Genomic DNA, 15,987 nt, shown 5'->3' with positions numbered 1-15,987 from the left:
GAATCTGTGGGACATCCCTTCTGATCCAACAAACTGCCAATGGTGAAACCCAAATCCCAATCTGCTGATGATCCCATCACGCGCGCCTTTATCGGGCAGGCGATGAAGGTGCATTCAGCCGTGGGGCCTGGGCTTGATGAAGAAATCTATCATCAGGAGCTTGTCACGGCACTCACGGCGGCTGGCATCTCTCACCTTTCCAAGCCGAGGCGTGACTTGGTTTATCGCGGAATCGTTGCGGATACCTTTGAGCCGGACTTTGTTATCGAGAATCACTTCATTCCCGAGTTGAAGTGTCTGCGTGGTCCTTTTGCTCCGGAGCATTGGGTTCAGGTGGTGTGCTATTGCAAGTTCTGGCGGCTGCGCACGAGCCTGCTGGTCGATTTTGGCAAGCAAAGCCTGATCTGGGATCGCTTTCTTTATCGTTCGCACACGGCGAGCCTTCCAGATGTCAAACTGCCTGCTTTTGTCTCCAATCCATCGCTGGCCACCCACATCATTCGCGCCGTGAGCGAGTGTCTTGATGAGATTGGCCTTGGTTACCGGCAAACGACTTGGAAGGGGCTTGTGAGCGCCGCGATCCAATCGGCAGGCATCAAAGTGCATCTCAATCCAACGGCCACGGTGCTCCATCACCCGCACATCACGATGCCCAGCCTCGTGATTGACGATACCTGCGCAGTCCTCGTTACAGCGCTCACCGACGGCATCAACGCCACCGACCGCGCCACGCTCCAAACTCACCTGCGCTGGCTCAACCTAGAATGGGGCATCGTTTTCAATTTCGGCAAAACCACCGCTGACCTCAGCTTTGTCCAAAACCCCAAAAAGAAACCTCCAGCAGATTCAGGGAGGCCAACAGATTATCTCTGAAGGGTTCCCTGAACTCAAAAAAAGAAATCTGCTGGCCTCCCTGAATCTGCTGGAAATCAAACCCAACAACTCACGCTTTCCATGAACATCCAAACTCAATCCTGGCTCCTCAATCGTCGCCACGCCCTCAAAGCCATCGGCAGTTTCATCTCACTGCCCATGCTGGAGTGCATGGTGCCGCTGCGTGCAGCAGAAAAAGCCATCGCGGCGACGCCGAAACGCAGCGCGTTCATCTACCTGGCGAATGGCGTGCACTCGCTGAACTACCAGATTTTGAAATCAGGCCGCGATTACGAGTTTTCACGTTCGTTGAAGCCATTGGAGAAGCATCGCGAGGTCATCACGCCGATCAGCGGGCTGCATCATCCGGGCAGCCTCAGTCATCATCACAACTGCATCAATATCTTCCTCACGGGCGGCAAGCTGGGGCCTTCGGATCGCAACACCATCTCCGTGGACCAGAAGATGGCGGAGATCACGGCGCCGCACACGCGTTACCCATCGATGGAGGTCGCGCTGACGCAGGGTTCGCTCGCGTGGACGGCGGATGGCGTGCAGTTGCCCGCGTTGCGGCGTTGCAGCGAGATTTTTGCCTCGCTCTTTGAAGAACCGAAGGGCGGAAAAGAGGCTCAGCGCCGCGCCTTGCGTCGCAAGGGCAGCGTGCTGGACGCGAATCTCGCCGAGGTGCGCCAGTTGGAGAAAAAGATGGGAGCGGAGGACAAAGGCCGCATGGAGCAATACCTCACCTCTGTGCGTGAGACGGAGATCCGCACGCGTCGCGCCGATGCGTGGCTCGACACGCCGCTGCCGACGATCACTGATGCCGATCGCAAGCGTACGAACCGCGATATCGCCGCAACGATGGCCGGCGATTACTTCCGCACCGTGTATGACCTCATGGTGCTCGCTTTTCAGACCGATGTGACCCGCGTGGCCACCTTCAGCCTCGGCGGCGAGGGCGATGCCTTTTCCGTTCCCGAGATCGGCATCACCGAATCGCGCCACCAGCTCAGTCATCACGGCGGCGATGCCGGTTACATGGAAAAGCTCACGATGTATGACACCTTCGCCATCGAGCAGTTCAGCTACTTCATCACTCGACTCACCGAAACGAAGGACCTCAATGGCAAGCCGCTCATCGGCTCCACGATGGCGCTTTTCGGCAGCGGCATGTCCTACGGCCACAGCCACGGCAATGCGAATCTCCCGCTGGTGCTCGCAGGCGGCGGCGATCTCGGCCTGAAGCACGGCAGCCATCTGGACTTCAACAAGGACGCCAAAGCCTTCGAAGGCTACTCCCTCAGCACCGACGGCGCGCTCACCACCGCGCATTACCAAGTCTGCAGCCGCCCCGTCAACACCGACGCCCACATGAGCAACCTCCTCCTCCTCATGGCCCAGCGCATGGGCGTCGAGACGGAGCAGTTCGGCGATAGCAACAAAGTGATCGCTTTGTGATGTTCTTGGTGCCTCGTTCTTGGTTCTTGGTTTTGGTCGGCTTGCTCGTCGTCACCGCTCACGCTGCCAACGAAGCACCAGGAACATATCGTCCCGAAGCCGGCAAGTTCCCGCCGTTGGAAAAAGCGCACTCCTATCGCGGCGAACTCGTCTTTGTGGACCACGCGAATCGGCGTGGCAGCCTGCGCCTGACATCCGGCGGCATCTTCCGCACCACGGCACCGCATCCCTTTGCGCTGCTGCCGTATGCGGTCGTGAGGTATCACGGCGCACCGGCGGACCTGCGGGACATTCCGCTGGGCACCATGCTACATGTGCGGGCGTTTTTGCCGCCGGATCCGAAGACCTCCGCCGTGCCCGTTTTGCCGGTGAACAATCGCGAAAAGTCTCCAGCGGGCAATTTGGGCACCGCGCCAGCGGAAAACCACGTTTTGCTGCTCGAAGACGAACCGAGCTACTGCCAGCGCGAAGGCTTGGTTTGGGAATTGAAGGAGCTGGAGATCAAAAATCGCGAAGGAACCATCTTCGCGAGCCGCGAAGCCCAAAACAATGCCAAAGCGAAGCCCAGCGATGAAACGCTGACCTTCGATGCCGCCACGCGCATCTGGCGCGGTCGCGAATGCCTGCGCATCGAGCATCTCATCGCCGACAAAACGTGGCCCGCCGAAGGTAAAAAGGCTCTCGGCGGCCAAGTCGTGAATCTCGGCATCACCTGGCGGCCCACGCCCGGCGGTGTGTTTGGCCGTTTTCATCTCTCCGACATCTGGCTTGACGACGAGGCGATGCAAAACGCCACGCAGCATCAAACCGAGCTGCACAAGACCTTCATCCGCAGCCGCTGGATACCCGCGTGGGTCGATGCGGTCGAGTATGGCAAGTTCGGCCGCGCCACCGTGACCGCGACGCTCTTCGGCGGCATGGACGCCTCGCTCTACGCCGACTTCAAACCAGGCATCACCGCCCTGATGAACGGCGTCGAGAACACCCTCAAGCACACCGAAGGCGGCACTGCTGGCCCCACGCAAATGGCCGCACGCGGCAAACTCATTGAAGTTCGTGGCAATCCTTTTCTCCCACAGATTGATTCAGAAACCAAATCCGACTCAGAAAAGAAATCTGCGGGCCTCCCTGAATCTGTGGGAAATCAAAACTCAGCAAGCCCTCCACTCGGCAGCAGCGGCATTCAGATCCGCTTTGAAACCGATCTCATCACCGAAGGCATGCGCCCCACGCGCATCGTCAAAGTCCGCCCGAGTAGCTGGCCCGACGTCCACCTGCCCCGCGAAGAATACCTCGGCAACGGAGCCTCCAACATCCACGAGCGCTTCCCCACGCCCGCCATCTTCCCCACCTACTGATTTCCCACAGATTCAGGGAAGCCCACAGATGATCTTTACACTGATGTTCAATGCCAAAATCCAATCTGTGGGCCTCCCTGAATCTGTGGGAGAAAAACCCGAATGAAAAAATCGAAGTATCATGACTAATCCACTGCACTTCACGACCATTTGCCTCGGTTTTGCCCTGCTCGCATGCGTTCAAGCCCACGCCGTGAACGAACCAAACACTAAGAACCAAGAACAAGGAACCGAGCCCTTCCGCCCCGAAGCTGGCAAGTTCCCGCCGTTGGAGAAAGCGCTCTCCTATCGCGGTGAACTCGTCTTTGTCGATCATGCGAACCGTCGTGGCAGCGTGCGCATTCCGGGCGAGGGCACCTACTTCCGCAATGCGCCGCATCCCTTCGCGCTGCTGCCGTATGCGGTGGTGCGTTACCACGGTGCCCCGGCGGATCTGCGCGACATTCCGCTCGGCACCTTGCTGCACATCCGCGCGTATCTGCCGCCTGATCCGGCCACCTCGGCCGTGCCCGTGCTGCCGGTGGACAACAAAAACAAAACTGCCGGCTACAGCGGCAAAGGCGTCGCGCCTGCCGAGAATCACCTCCTGCTGCTCGAAGACGAACCCAGCCACTGCCAGCGCGAAGGCCTCATGTGGAAGCTGAAGGAAGTGGAGGTCAAAAACCGCGAAGGCATGCTCATCGCCACTTGCGAGCCCAAACAAGGCAGCAAAGCCAAAGCGACCGAAGAAAAGCTCACCTTCGATGCCGCCACACGCTTCTGGCGCGGTCGCGAGTGCCTCGGCATCGACGAACTCATCGCCGACGGCGCATGGCCTGCCGATGGCAAAAAGGCGCTCGGTGGTCAGGCGGTGCTGCTTGGCATCACCTGGAAACCCACGCCCGACGGCATCTTCACTCGCTTCCACGTTTCCGACATCTGGCTCGACGACGCCTCCATGCAACGCGCCGCGCAAAACCAGACCGAAACGCACAAGACCTTCATCCGCACCCGCTGGATGCCCGCGTGGATCGACGCCGTCGAGTATGGCAAGTTCGGTCGCGCCACCGTCACCGCCACCTTGTTCGGCGGCATGGACGCCGCGCTCTACGCCGACTTCAAAAAAGGCGCCACCGCCAACATGAACGGTGCCGAAGCCACCCTCAAACACGCCGGCGGCGGCTACGGCCCTGCCCACATGGCCTCCAAAGGCACGCTGCTCGATGTCACGAACGCCACCGGCGACATCCCGCTCGGCAGCAGCGGCATTCAGATTCGATTCGAGACCGATCTCATCATCGAAGGCATCCGCCTTGGCCGTGTCGTCCGCGTCCGCCCCAGCAACTGGCCCCTCGTCAACCTCCCCCGCGAAGAATACATCGGCGACGGCAGCAACCCCGAAGACCGCTTCCCCACGCCCACGATCTTTCCGAAGTATTGATGCCTACTGTTCGTGGTTCTTTGTTTCTAGTTCTTGGTTCACCTGACAGTCGCCAAGATGCCGAGAAGATGAGCCAAGAACAAAGAACGATGAACCAAGAACTCAGCAAATGATCCGCGCCGCTTTTCTCACCACCCTCCTTCTCGGCTCTCTCGCGGCGCTCAGTGCTGCCGCGCCCGATGTCTCCAAAGTCAGCTCGCGTGCCGAACTCGATGCTGTCATCGCCGCCACGACGGATGCCGCTTTGAAACAGGCGCTCAGCGATCACGCTGGCGAGATCTTGGCCGCCGCCGAGCAGCATCCGCATGTCGAGGCCGTCATGCGCACCATCCAGGGTGCGCCGGGCGCTTTCACGAAGATCAACACCACGCCCGACATTTTGAAGAAAGCGGTTGGCGGCGACATCGCGCTCTTTGACACGGTTACGCAGGTCAGCACGAACATCCTCGGCGGCAAAGCGCACGATCATCGCAAGGAGAACGCCGATCCCTACAACGCCGCGTTCATCGAGCACCTCGGGCACATCGCTTGGCTGGAATCGGTGAAGCTGGAGGCTTCGGGCATTCAGGACGACTGGGTGGCTCCGCTGCTCAAGCTCAAGAAGTTGAAGAGCCTCAGCGTCAGTGGCTTTGGCCGACTGGGCGATGCCAGCCTGGCCCAACTCCAGCAACTCACCGATTGTCCGGATCTCACCAACCTCGAACTCGCCTATTTTGGCAAGGCCACCGATGCCGGTTGGGAAAAGCTCGCCGGCCTCAAGAACCTGGAGTCGTTCACACCACGAGGCGCGGGGTATCCCGGCCACTTCTTCGCGAAGTTCGATGGCTGGACGAAGCTGAAGCGCATCAACTTCCACAGCAACGGTCTCGATGACGAGGGACTCGGCCATGTATGCGAAAAGTTCCCGAACCTCGAGTTCATCAAGCTCTGGCACTCCAAGCAGCTCACCGATGCCGGTGCCGAGCACTTCAAGAAGCTCAAGCACCTCACCGGCATCGAGATCAGCTGCGCCAAAGCCACCGCAGGCCTCATGAAGCACCTGCGCGACCTGCCGATGGAATACGTCGCGCTCGAATACGGCGTGTGCAGTCCCGCCGCAGAAGCCATCGCCACCATCAAAGCCATCCCGACCCTGCGCAAGCTCTCCCTCGATGCCAAAGCCTTCACCGACGCTGATCTCACCGCCCTCGCGGGCGTCAATCAGATCAAAGAACTCTCCCTCTCTAACCTTGAACTGACCGACACCAGCCTGCCGCACCTCCAAGCCTTCACTCACCTCAAAACGCTCACGCTCATCCGCTACGGCAAAGGCTATCCCGATGAAACGCTGGCCAAGGTGAAAGCCCTGCTGCCGAATGTGGAAGTCAAATTCGTGAAGTGAGCTTGTGCCGCCCAGACGGGACATGAAAGATCCGGTTTGACCACGTATGAAGTCCCATGCGCTTCCTCTGCCATCTCATCCTTTCCACGACCTCCGCCCTCGCGGTGGATTTTGTGCGTGAGGTGCGGCCGATTTTTGAAAAGCACTGCTACGAGTGCCATGGGGCCGAAAAACAAAAGAACGACTACCGGCTCGATATCAAGGCGGTGGCGCTGAAGCACGTGAAACCCGGCCAAAGTGCCGAAAGCACGCTGTTTCGCTTCGTCAGCGGTTTGGAGAAGGACACACCGATGCCGCCGAAGTCGAAACTGAGCTCAGCAGAGCTCGAAACGCTGAAACGCTGGATCGATGAAGGCGCGAACTGGCCGGATGGGGTCGATGTGGCGAAGTTGGAGGACAAAACGGACTGGTGGGCCTTCAAGCCGCTCAAAGTGGCTTCGGATTCAGCCGAAGATTCCGCCAAACTTGAGCTGAAGCTCAAGCCACTTTCCATTGATGCCTTCATTGAAGCGAAGCTGAAGGAGAAAGGCCTCACGCCCGCTCCTCGTGCCGATGTGCGCACACTCATTCGCAGGCTCTTTTTCGATCTCACCGGCCTTCCGCCCACTCCGTCTGACTTGTCAGACTGGTCGGACCTGTCTGACGAACGCTACGAACAGCTCGTTGATCATCTTCTCGCCTCACCGCGCCACGGCGAGCGCTGGGCTCGGCATTGGCTGGATGCGGTGCATTATGGCGAAACCCACGGCTATGACAAAGACAAGCCGCGCTTCAATGCCTGGCCGTATCGCGACTACGTTATTCGCGCGCTGAACAACGACAAACCTTACGCACGCTTCATCGAGGAGCAGATCGCCGGGGATGGGTTGTATCCGGGCACGGTGGATGGCATCACGGCGCTGGGTTTCATCGCGGCGGGGCCGTGGGACTACATCGGGCATGCGGAGGTGCCGGAGACGAAGCTCGATGGCAAAATCGCACGTCATCTGGATCGCGATGACATGGTGCAAAACGCCATCGGCACCGTGTGCAGCCTCACGATCCAGTGCGCGCAGTGTCACAACCACAAATTCGATCCCATCACGCAGGAGGATTACTATTCGCTGCACGCCGTCTTTGCCGCGATCGACCGCACGGAGGTCGATTACTACCCGGATGACGCGTCGATGCAGAAGTTCGCGGCGCTGCAAAAACAGAAGAAGAGGCTCGCCGATCAAATCGCGGCTTTGGAGGCTCCATTGAAGCAAAAAGCCGGTGAAGCCTACACCGCGCTCAGCAAGCGCATCGACGGGGCGGCGGAAAAAGGCGCGAATCCGAACGCAAAGCCCGATTTCGGCTGGCACAGCGCCATTTCGCCGACGCAAGACGCCACAAAGTGGGTGCAGGTCGATCTCGGCAAGAGCGTGCAGGTCGAGCGCATCGTGCTGAAGCCCTGCTACGACGACTACGGCAAGATCGGCGGCGGTTTCGGCTTCCCGGTGCGGTTCAAGGTCGAAGTGAGCGACGACCCGGAGTTCAAAACCGGAGTCTCGCTCGTGTGGCGAAAGCATGACGCCACCTTCATGCAGGATTTCGCGAATCCCGGCCTCAAACCCTTCGAAAGCGGCACCGCAGGCGATGACGGCGTCACGGGTCGGTTTGTGCGCGTCACCGCCGTGAAGCTCGCGTCGCGCCGAGGCGACTACATCTTCGCGCTCGCCGAGTTAGAAGTCTATGACAGCAAAACCGGGCCGAATCTGGCCGCAGGCAAGCCCGTGACCTCGCTCGACAGCATCGAGGCTCCGCCGCGCTGGCGCAAAACGAACCTCACCGATGGCATCGCCCCGGAAAGCCGCAGTGAAGAGGACAAAAAGCAGCTCATCCGGCAGCGCGATGCCCTCATGCTCGCTCAAGCGGATGAAGCGAGGAAGAAGCAGCTCGTCGCGCTGCGAAAAGAGCGCGATTCCCAGCCTGCGCTGCCCGCGCCGCAGAAAGTGTATGCTGGAGCGGTTCACTACGGCAGCGGTGCCTTCAAAGGCACGCACGGCACGCCGCGCACGATTCAGGTGCTCAAGCGAGGCGACCTCAAACAACCTGCGCAAGAGGTCGGGCCAAACACGATTCAAGCGCTCGCGGGTCTCTTCGACATTCCTTTTGCAGTTTGGGGGCACAATGAATCTGACCGTCGCGCCGCTTTGGCGAAGTGGATCACGCATCCAAACAACGCGCTCACCTGGCGCAGCATCGTGAACCGCGTGTGGCAGCACCACTTCGGTCGCGGATTGGTGGAGACCGCGAACGACTTCGGCCGCATGGGCGCGAAGCCGAGCCATCCCGAGTTGCTCGACTGGCTGGCGGTGACCTTTCGCGACGACCTCGGCGGCAGTTTGAAGAAGCTGCACAAGCTCATCGTGATGAGCGAGGCGTATCGTAGAACGAGTTTTCCAACTCGTTCAGGCAACGAGTTGGAAAACTCGTTCTACGCCCGCCAAACCCGCCGCAAGCTCGATGCGGAGGCCGTTCGGGATTCCATCCTCGCCGTCAGCGGCAAACTCGACCTCACCATGGGCGGGCCGAGCTTTCAGGACTTCGTGATCGACAAGCCGCAGCACTCGCCGCACTACGAATATCATCTGCACGACCCCGAGGATCCGAAGAGCCATCGCCGCAGCATTTATCGTTTTATTGTGCGCAGCCAGCAGCAGCCATTCATGACCGTGCTCGATTGTGCCGACCCATCCATGCGCGTGGACAAGCGCAACGAGTCGCTGAGTCCGCTCCAAGCGCTCGCGATGATGAACAACGGCCTCACCGTGACGATGGCTAAGCATTTCGCCGCGCATGCGGGCAGTGTGAAACGTGCGTTCCAGCTCGCCCTCGCCCGCGAGCCCACGGCGGAAGAACTCGCCGCGCTGGAGGACTACGCGAAACGCGAAGGCCTCGAAAATGCCTGCCGCGTGATTTTGAACCTTAACGAGTTCTCTTTTGTGGATTGATTCAAACCTTGAACATTCCAAGGCCAGAGGCATCCTTGACGGCATGAGCTTAGAAACCTTGAAATCTGAGATCCAAAGCCTGAGTCCCAACGAACGACGGGAGATCGGCATCTTTGCCCTTGAACTCAATCGCCTGACTTCGAGGGCTGGCGGCGGTCGCAGCCTCGGAGAGATTTGCGATGACAAAAGCCCCGGGCAGTGGCTGACCATGGAGGAGGCGGATGTGCGCCTCGGCTGGGACAAAGGCGATGCCGCATGAGCTATCGTCTGCTCATATCGCTCGAAGCGATCGAGTATCTGGAGCGGCAGCGGCCCGGCGAACGCCGCCGGCTACGCGCCTTGTTCATGCGCATGACAGAGGAGCCCCGACTGTTTTCTGACTTCGTGCACATCGAGCCAGATCTTCGTCGATACGATGTCCATGTCGCCGGGAAGCACGCCATCTACTTTTGGGATGATTTTGCCGATCGTGATCTGAAGATCATCCGCATTTTGAGAGCCGATTGAGCCAACTTGGGTGTCCCGCAAAAGCGTGACTGGCGTCGGCGTTGGTATGGCAACAACATCAAGCATGCTCACACGCCGCCAGCTTCTTCAAACGACCGGACAAGGCTTCGGAGCGCTCGCGTTTGCCTCGATGCAGGCGGCGGAGACGTCGCATCGCTCGCAGGTCATCGCGCCGAAGGCGAAACGCGTCGTGCAGCTCTTCATGGGCGGCGCGGCGAGCCACATCGACCTCTTTGATTTCAAACCCGCGCTCATCAAGCATCACGGCGAAGAATCGAACTTCGGCGAGGCGGTGGAGGCGTTTCAAAACGGCCTCGGGCCATGGAAGAAGCCCGTTTGGGACTTCAAAGCCTACGGCCAGAGCGGCAAAATGCTCAGCGAGGCCGTGGCACCGCTCGGTGCGTGTGCGGATGACATGGCCTTCGTGCACAACATGGTCGGCAAAACGGGCGTGCACTCGCAAGGCACGCTGCTGCAGGCCACGGGGTTCAATCTGCCCGGCTTTCCTGGCATGGGCTGCTGGGTGAGTTACGCGCTGGGCTCGATCAGCGACAATTTGCCGACCTTTGTCGTGCTGCCGGATCATCGTGGCTTTGCCTCGAACGGGCCGAAGAACTGGGATTCGGCCTTTTTGCCCTCGCAGCATGCCGGGACGATCATTTATCCCGGAGCAGAGGTGCCGATCGCGGATCTATTTCCGCACAAAAACGGCCGCTACATCAGTGCGAGGTCGGATCGCGGTGGTTTTGACCTTTTGGAGAAGCTGAACCGAAAACACGCCGCACTACGTGAGGAAGACTCACGACTCGAAAGTCGCATCCAGAGCTATGAACTGGCCGCGAAGATGCAGCTCGCCGCGCCGGAGGCTCTGGACATCTCAAAGGAGTCCGATGCGATGAAAACGATGTATGGCATCCAGGAGCACCGCAAAGTGTGGCCCACGGAGATCAACGCCGAGGAAGAAGCCGACTACATGGGCCGCAAGTGCCTTGCGGCGCGTCGATTGCTGGAGCGCGGCGTGCGCTTTGTGCAGATCTGGAGCGGCAACGACAATGGCTTCCCGCGTCGCAACTGGGACAGCCATGAAGACGTCGAGCGTGACCACGGTCCGCTCGCCTGGGGGATGGCGAAGGCCGTTTCGGCGCTGATTCTCGATTTGAAGCAGCGTGGCCTGCTCGATGAGACGATCATTTTGTGGACGACGGAGTTCGGCCGCATGCCCAGCACGCAGGGCGGCAAGGGGCGCGACCACAATCCCTATGTCTTCACCAACTGGCTCTGCGGCGGCGGCATCAAAGGCGGCGTGGTGGCCGGCGAGAGCGATCAATGGGGTTACAAGCCGCTCGACCGCGCCAATCCGACGACCTGCTACGACATCCACGCCACGATGCTTCACCTGCTTGGCATTGATCACGAGAAACTCACCGTCCGTCACAACGGCCTCGACCGGCGCCTCACGGATGTGCACGGGCATGTGATCCGCGATCTGCTGGTGTGAGGCTTTTCAGCTCTACACGGCCGCAGCAGGCTCCTTCGTTGCATCCCACAGCAGTTTCATCGCGATCACGCCGAGCCACGGCGTCAGACCCGTGAGAGCGAGCGCAGGATCATAGCTGCCGAGCTGCACGCGGAGCCAGCCAAACAGCGATTGCAGCGGCGAAGTGGTGATCCACACCCACATGCTGAACAGTCCCGTCAGTCGCGAGACATGCTCGGCACTGAGCTCCTGCACGAAACTGTAGTAACATGGAAACATCGCCAGCGAGGCCGCGCCGACCACCAGCAGCAGCCCCAGCAGCAGCGGACTTTGGCCCAGCCACGGGATGCAAACCGTCAACGATGCCAGAAACGCGGCCACATTGAAGATGCGGCGTTTTGCGTCATGATTCGACAGCGAGAAGCGCTTCACCAGCTGCATGGACAATATGCCGGCGAGGATGCAGCCCACATCCGTGGCGATGTAGTAAACCGAGACGAAGTTCGCCGTGCTGAGCGCATCGTAACCGCGGCCCTCCTGCAAAAACAGCGGCAGCCAGGCACGAATGATCTGCCACGGAATCTGGATGCCGATGAGCAGCAGCGCGATCGCCCAGAACTTTTTGCCCATGATGATGGGCATCAGCGAGGCTGTGTCACGTTCGCTGGCCTCGCTGCCTTGATTTCCTGATTCTGCATTCGTTTGCAGCCGGAACGACACCATCCAGAGCACGATCCACACCACGCCTGTGAGCGCGATCACCTGGAAGGCGAAGCGCCAGCCCTGTGGATGCCCTTCCGAGAGCCAGAGCACAAGCCGGGGCGTGATGATCGCACCGATGGACGCGCCGCTTTGCAGCACGCTGTTGCCCATCATGCGCTCGCTCGGCTGCAACAGGCGGAAAGTCGTCTTCAGCGCGCAGGGCCAGTGTCCCGCCTCGAACAAGCCCAGCATCACACGTGCGGCCATGAACTGGTGATAGTCCGCCGCCCAGGAGGAAAACAAGCCTGCCAGCGACCAGCCTCCGAGCACGACCGGATACATCCAGCGCAGGCTGAAGCGTTCGCACAGGAAGCCAAACACCAGCGACCCAAGTCCGAAGGCGAGGCCGAAAGCCGTCTCCAGATTCCCGTATTGCAAATCATCCAGCCTGAACTCCGCCTTCACCGCCGCCGCCGCGTTCGCCAGCGTCTGGCGGTCCATGTAGTTGATCATCGTCGCCAGCAGCAGCAGGCCGCAGATGTACCATTTCCAGAGGGAGGAGCGTTGCGTGGTCATACTGGTGGTGATGGTGATCAGTTGAGGAGGGCTTTGGGTTTTCCGGAATGGCAGGCACGTTTTTTACCCTTCCCAGCTTTTCCCATCCCAAGCGATCACGCGATCGAGCAGTTTCACCACCTGCTCGCTGAAGCACTGGAACAAAACCTCGCCTTTCTCCGCCGTGGCACCGCGTGGATCGCCGACATGGCCGGGCTCGCTGCGGTCGGGCATGATCCAGCCGCGGCTGGCGGGCTCGAACGGGTTTCCAAACGGCACCTCATTGGTTTTGGCAAGGTCTCCAACGAGTTCGGGCCGCAATCGCAGCACCATGCTGGTCTCCCATTCGCACGCGTGGCCCATGACGCGCTGCTGGATCGATGGATCACGCGTCCAAGGCTCCGCGCCGAGGTTCCAGTAGGTCACGAAGAGCAGCAGCAGGTCTTTGCGGTCGCGATACTTCTGCCGCACCTCGAACACAGACTGCTTTCCAGGCACGTCATTGCCGCCGTGGCCGTTCAGGAAGACGAGCCGCTTGAAACCGTGCGCGATGAAGTTTTCCAGCAGCCCGTTCAGCAGATCGAGATACACCCGCGGCTCGGCTGAGAGGGTGCCGGGGAAATCCATGTGATGATGCGAATTCCCCAGCCACTGCAAGGGAGCGAAGAGCACACGCCCGCCCATCGCGGTCTCGGTCCGGCGCACCAGTTCATTCGTCAGCATGCTGTCCGTGAAGACCGGCATGTGCCGCCCGTGCTGCTCCAGCGCGGCAATCGGAAACACCACCGGTGTGTCGCGGCTCAGCGCATCGACCTCACTCCATTTCAAATCGGCGAGCTGCATGGCGGTCAGCGGATTTCCTCGACTTGGATGGTGTGGGTGACCGGCACCACCTGCTTGCGCACGTTGGCGTCCATCCTCGCGTGTTCATCGCCGAGCTTCTTCTTCAGTTTCACCAGTGCGGCGGCCACCTTCGGCTCCTCAGCGGCTTCGGCGGCGATCACACGCATGTGGGTGACGAGGCTCTTGATCAGCGTCGTCTCAAAACTCTCTTTCAAGGCGATGGCATTGCTCAGGTTTGCAAAGGCGCCGTCAAACGGCGTCTTCGTGAATTCGGCGGCCAGATTGACACCGGTCTCAAGCTGCTCCCGGCTGAACTCCTTGCCCTGTGCACCCCAGGTCACCTTGGCTTTCGCCGAACCGAGGTTCTTCACCACCAAAGTGAAGCGATTGAGGTCCTGATTGAAGGTGGTGAAGGGCAGGATGCTGCGGTTGCTGCCGGCGCTCTTCGGATCAGCATCGAAGACAAAGGGCCACTTCGTGCTCTCCAGCGTCACGCTGCCGCCCTGGCTGGCTTTGACGACGTGACCGCTGCTCGCGGAGCCCTGGCCCTTCATATCCACCGTGATCGTGGCGATCTCGCCATCGAATCCCAGTGCCTTCAAAAAGGCCTGTGCCATGAGAAGCTGGCCCGCCGAAGCCGGATGAAAGCCGTCACCGCCAAAGGGGCCGTAGTCTTTTCCCAGAGCCGCCTTCGACTTCGCCAGCGCGTCCATCATCGTGTCATGCACATTCGCGAACGGCTGCTTGTTCTCCGCCGCCAGCTTCTTGGCGATGTCGCGGAGCTGGGCGAGGTTCTGATTGTAAACGCCGCCCTCGACTGTCGGACGCTTGAAGAAATCCGGGTCCACACCCCCGGGAGAGCCCACGGCCATGACTTTCACGCCCACTTTTTGCAGCCCGGCGATCACGGCACGCATGTTCTTCTCATACTCGGCACCAATCGCGGCCTCGTAGGCCTTGTAGCTGCCATCATTCATGCCGTAGCACGTCGTGGCGACGTTCGGATTGAAGATCGCGAGGTCGTTTTCCAGCCGCGCTGCAAAACCGCCTGCCCGCTCACCGCTCCAGCCAAATTGGAAGACTTTGATGTCGCTGCGGCCGGTGCAGGCCAGCAGGTAGGTCTCGATGTATTTCGAATAGATCTTCTGCTCCGTGATGCTGTCGCCAATCACGGCGACGCGGGCATTGGGTGGCAGCAGGGACTCCGCGCGCAGGCTGGCGGCGGAAAGGAGGACGGCGAGAAGCGGGAGGATGCGCATGGAGTGACTCATACCGCCAAAAAGCGGCTGTTCTGGCAAGGAAATCTTCATCGCAACAAGACGGGGGATTTCGCGTTTCGCGGCACATGCGCCTCCTCGCACTTCTTTTCACGGTCGCCGTCGTTTCTCATGCCGAAACCATCGTCTCCATCCAAGGCGGGGATTTTCACCTGAACGGCCGTCCCACCTACGCCGGACGCGAGTGGCAGGGGCATCGGATCGAGGGGCTGCTCATGAATTCGCGCATGGTGCAGGGCATCTTCGATGATCGGAATCGGGAAACCGTGAAGAACTGGGCCTACCCTGACACCGGCAAGTGGGACGCGGAACGCAACACACGCGAATTCATCGTCGCGATGCCGGAATGGCGCGCGCATGGCCTGCTGGCCTTCACGTTGAACCTGCAAGGCGGCTCCCCCTATGGCTACTCGAAGGATCAGCCCTGGCACAACTCCGCCATCAATGACGACGGCACGCTGCGGGATGATGATCTCAGCCGTGCGGAGAAGATCATCGCGAGGGCCGACGAACTGGGCATGGTCGTGATCCTGGGGGTGTTCTACTTCGGCCAGGATCAGCGGCTGAAGGACGAAAGTGCCGTCGTCGCCGCCGTGGAGGCCACCACGCGGTGGGTTCTCGCTCACAAGTGGCAGAACGTGCTGCTGGAGGTGAACAACGAAGCGAACGTGAAATACGATCACGCCATCCTGAATCCAGATCGTGTGCATGAGTTGATCCAGCGCGTGAAAGGCATCGCGGTGGACGGCCGCCGCCTGCTGGTGGGAACGTCGTTTGGCGGCGGCGCCGTGCCAACGTCCCAGGTGATCGAGCATTCCGACTTCCTCCTCATCCACGGCAACGGCGTCAAAGGACCGGACGCGATGCGGAAGTTCATCGCCAAGGTCAAAGCCGCCCGTGGCGACCGGAACATCCCCATCGTGGTGAATGAGGACGATCATTTCGACTTCGACCAGCCAGACAACAACTTCACCGCCGCCGTGAAGGAACACGTCTCCTGGGGCTACTTCGACTTCCGTATGAAGAGTGAGGGCTTCGATGACGGCTACCAAAGCGTCCCCGTGAACTGGGGCCTCTCCAGCGCGAGAAAGAAGGAGTCTTCGCTGTCCTGAGTGGGTATCGAAGGTAGCAGCGGCGAAAGCGGAGTGGTAGGAAGAGGGA

General features: G+C 60.1%; 13 protein-coding genes. 10 read left to right on the top strand and 3 right to left on the bottom strand.

Annotation, left to right across the window (positions count from 1 at the left end):
• The first annotated feature begins 39 nt into the window (after positions 1-39).
• From IAE77_RS03645 to IAE77_RS03605, 9 genes are all read left to right on the top strand, one after another.
• A complete protein-coding gene (locus IAE77_RS03645) occupies positions 40-873 on the top strand; it encodes a GxxExxY protein (RefSeq protein ID WP_294221976.1) in 834 nt (277 codons plus the stop codon).
• Between the two features lie 81 nt (positions 874-954).
• The gene (locus IAE77_RS03640) at positions 955-2,331 is read left to right on the top strand and encodes a DUF1552 domain-containing protein (RefSeq protein WP_294221970.1); all 1,377 of its coding nucleotides are present in this window, start codon (positions 955-957) and stop codon (positions 2,329-2,331) included.
• Positions 2,332-2,372: 41 nt separating this feature from the next.
• Positions 2,373-3,689 (top strand): hypothetical protein, encoded by a 1,317-nt coding sequence (locus IAE77_RS03635; RefSeq protein ID WP_294221968.1) that lies wholly within the window; start codon positions 2,373-2,375, stop codon positions 3,687-3,689.
• Positions 3,690-3,810: 121 nt separating this feature from the next.
• The gene (locus tag IAE77_RS03630) at positions 3,811-5,109 is read left to right on the top strand and encodes a hypothetical protein (protein WP_294221964.1); all 1,299 of its coding nucleotides are present in this window, start codon (positions 3,811-3,813) and stop codon (positions 5,107-5,109) included.
• 109 nt (positions 5,110-5,218) lie between these two features.
• Positions 5,219-6,490 carry a G protein-coupled receptor LGR4 gene (locus IAE77_RS03625; RefSeq protein ID WP_294221961.1) on the top strand — a complete coding sequence of 424 codons (1,272 nt, stop codon included), beginning with the start codon at positions 5,219-5,221 and terminating at the stop codon, positions 6,488-6,490.
• Positions 6,491-6,546: 56 nt separating this feature from the next.
• Positions 6,547-9,465 (top strand): DUF1553 domain-containing protein, encoded by a 2,919-nt coding sequence (locus IAE77_RS03620; RefSeq protein ID WP_294221958.1) that lies wholly within the window; start codon positions 6,547-6,549, stop codon positions 9,463-9,465.
• A gap of 43 nt (positions 9,466-9,508) precedes the next feature.
• Positions 9,509-9,724, top strand: coding sequence for a hypothetical protein (locus IAE77_RS03615; RefSeq protein ID WP_294221956.1), 216 nt, complete (start codon positions 9,509-9,511; stop codon positions 9,722-9,724).
• Entirely contained in the window at positions 9,721-9,972 is a 252-nt protein-coding gene (locus tag IAE77_RS03610) for a hypothetical protein (RefSeq protein WP_294221954.1), read from the top strand. Before IAE77_RS03615 ends, IAE77_RS03610 begins: the two co-directional genes overlap by 4 nt.
• Positions 9,973-10,036: 64 nt before the next feature.
• Entirely contained in the window at positions 10,037-11,470 is a 1,434-nt protein-coding gene (locus tag IAE77_RS03605) for a DUF1501 domain-containing protein (RefSeq protein WP_294221951.1), read from the top strand.
• A gap of 12 nt (positions 11,471-11,482) precedes the next feature.
• Here IAE77_RS03605 and IAE77_RS03600 read toward each other — a convergent pair whose 3' ends face one another.
• The 3 genes from IAE77_RS03600 to IAE77_RS03590 form a co-directional block, all read right to left on the bottom strand.
• Positions 11,483-12,727, bottom strand: a complete 1,245-nt coding sequence (locus IAE77_RS03600) for an MFS transporter (protein WP_294221948.1) — start codon at positions 12,725-12,727, stop codon at positions 11,483-11,485.
• A gap of 63 nt (positions 12,728-12,790) precedes the next feature.
• A complete protein-coding gene (locus tag IAE77_RS03595; protein ID WP_294221944.1) occupies positions 12,791-13,549 on the bottom strand; it encodes a creatininase family protein in 759 nt (252 codons plus the stop codon).
• A gap of 5 nt (positions 13,550-13,554) precedes the next feature.
• Complete coding sequence (locus tag IAE77_RS03590) at positions 13,555-14,808, bottom strand: SGNH/GDSL hydrolase family protein (RefSeq protein WP_294221939.1); 1,254 nt, start codon at positions 14,806-14,808, stop codon at positions 13,555-13,557.
• Between the two features lie 86 nt (positions 14,809-14,894).
• On the opposite strand from IAE77_RS03590, the gene IAE77_RS03585 reads away from it, so the two are divergent.
• Positions 14,895-15,938 (top strand): hypothetical protein, encoded by a 1,044-nt coding sequence (locus IAE77_RS03585; RefSeq protein WP_294221936.1) that lies wholly within the window; start codon positions 14,895-14,897, stop codon positions 15,936-15,938.
• Positions 15,939-15,987 lie beyond the last annotated feature (49 nt).

The organism is Prosthecobacter sp., assembly GCF_014879935.1.
GTDB lineage: Bacteria > Verrucomicrobiota > Verrucomicrobiia > Verrucomicrobiales > Verrucomicrobiaceae > Prosthecobacter.
This window is presented reverse-complemented; position numbering and strand designations above follow the sequence as displayed.